Below are 1,987 nucleotides of genomic sequence, written 5' to 3'. Positions count from 1 at the left end.
GCTTCTTGTTTCGTTGTGTGTTGTCGCAGCTTGCGGGTGCACAGATTCGGGCATATCCTCTGCCTAACAATTCATTCAAGCCGACGCCGCTTCGCGGCGCGGCTTAATTCAGGTGTTAGCCTTCATACCCAATGCTCGTCACAGTCGGCCGATTTCTTGACCCTTGGGAGGCGCATGTCATTCGCGCCAGGCTCGAGGCCGATGGAATTCCTGGGACTCTCGCCTATAGCCATCACTCCATCGCCAATTGGCCTTTCTCGTTGGCCTTGGGCGGCACTGCTATCCAAGTCCCCGCGCTTTACCTTCAGCAAGCTCAGGAACTAATTGCAGCGTACCGGGCTGGCCTTTTGGAGCAAGACCTGTTGGTTGAGGCAGGCCTCGAGCCAGAGCGTTGCATTAGATGCGGATCTAGCAGCTTCGAGCGTACTATCCCGGCTAAAGAGCGGATCCTCGCCCTTGTTCTCGGTCTTTTTACGTCGGCGCTATTTCCTACGAGTCTCAGCCGGCTGATCTGCAACAACTGTGGCCATCGGTGGACCGCGAATGAAGGCTAACAATTCATTCAAGCCGACGCCGCTTCGCGGCGCGGCTTAATTCAGGTGTTAGGGCTCATGACCAAAATTATCGCGACATGCGCCGCTCTTCTGATCTCTACGCCGTGCCTTGCCTCGGAGCAAACGGCTGTTCTTACGCCTGAAGCACTTGCCCAAAGCAAGAACTCCCTGATAGGCAAGAACCTACAAGTTGACGGTTGTATCTATATTCACCATCACGGAATGCAAATAGGCCCCTGCACCAAGCACGACTGGCATCAAATCACCCTGGCGGACGATCCTCGAGATTTGCTACCCGCCGCTTTCGGCCCCAATAAAATTCCGTTTGGCTCAATCAAGGCACGCTTCAAGGGTCGGATTGTCAATCTAGAATATGATTGGCCAGAGCATGGGTTCAGGCCAACATTGCAAATCGACTCCATCACAAATGTCGAAAAGCATGAGCCCTAACAATTCATTCAAGCCGACGCCGCTTCGCGGCGCGGCTTAATTCAGGTGTTAGGCATGCAAGAGCAAGTTCGTTTTGCGCATACAGCGCAGTGAACCTCACGCATCATCGAAGCGCAAAAGTCGCTTGCGGTGTTTCCTTGTCGAATCAGCGATCTCGCGCCTGACCGAAGATCAAGATCAAAATCTACAGCCTGCAATTGCTGGCAGAGCAACAGCGACGACTGCATTGCAGACTGCATCCGCACTTAGTGGTACAACAGCATTCCTTCGGCATGTTCGCCGTTTCTCACAGCAATAGCGCACATGCCTAACAATTCGTTCAAGCCGAACATGCTTCATGGCGTCAAATGCCTGCTTGCGCTACGCTAGCAGGCATTCGCCGCCACTGCGCATGTCGGCTTAACTCAAGCGTTAGGCGGCACAACAAGTAGTCGCGTCCATTCAAGGAGGTCACTTGCCATCTTTCGGACCGAAACTTCGGTTAGCGCTCTTGCTTCCTATGATCATTGCGGTCTCAGCGTGGCTAGCTCAGTGGTACATGCGCTTTCCACTTGGCTCATTTGGCGCGTCGGTTACAGCAAAGATGTCGGTCTTGCCGCTCCTGGTCGAGGCTGTTCCTGTTCCGATAGCCATCACACGGCTGACTCGTCACGCCTCCCTGCGTTCGTTTGCGGCAATTGCAATTACCGCTCTAGCAACTGTGTTCCTACTTTTCGGCATCCTGGTAATGGTCGCGCTTTTTGCATAGCCGCCAAGATCACTGAGGTGCCGCCTAACAATTCGTTCAAGCCGAGACCGCTTCGCGGCTCGGCTTAAATGGTAATTTGTACCACTACGCCAAGCCGCGCAGCGGCCCGGCTTAACTCAGGTGTTAGGCTGGCTTTGTGAGTTTGTTGCGCATTGGGAGATAGGCCATGACAACGTACAGGTTCTCACTTGTCCTACTTGCCTTGGCAATCGCTGCTGTTGGCACTCCCTACCCG

At 54.0% G+C, this 1,987-nt stretch carries 1 protein-coding gene; it reads left to right on the top strand.

The genetic code is table 11. The annotated features are described in order from the left end of the window. Nucleotides 1–611 precede the first annotated feature (611 nt). Nucleotides 612–1,004 carry a hypothetical protein gene (locus K7B09_RS13000; RefSeq protein ID WP_223629890.1) on the top strand — a complete coding sequence of 131 codons (393 nt, stop codon included), beginning with the start codon at nucleotides 612–614 and terminating at the stop codon, nucleotides 1,002–1,004. Nucleotides 1,005–1,987 lie beyond the last annotated feature (983 nt).

Source organism: Thermomonas beijingensis, from assembly GCF_020034655.1.
In the GTDB taxonomy this organism is placed as follows: domain Bacteria; phylum Pseudomonadota; class Gammaproteobacteria; order Xanthomonadales; family Xanthomonadaceae; genus Thermomonas; species Thermomonas beijingensis.
The sequence above is the reverse complement of the archived record's forward strand: the minus strand, read 5'-3'. Positions and strand labels throughout refer to the sequence as shown.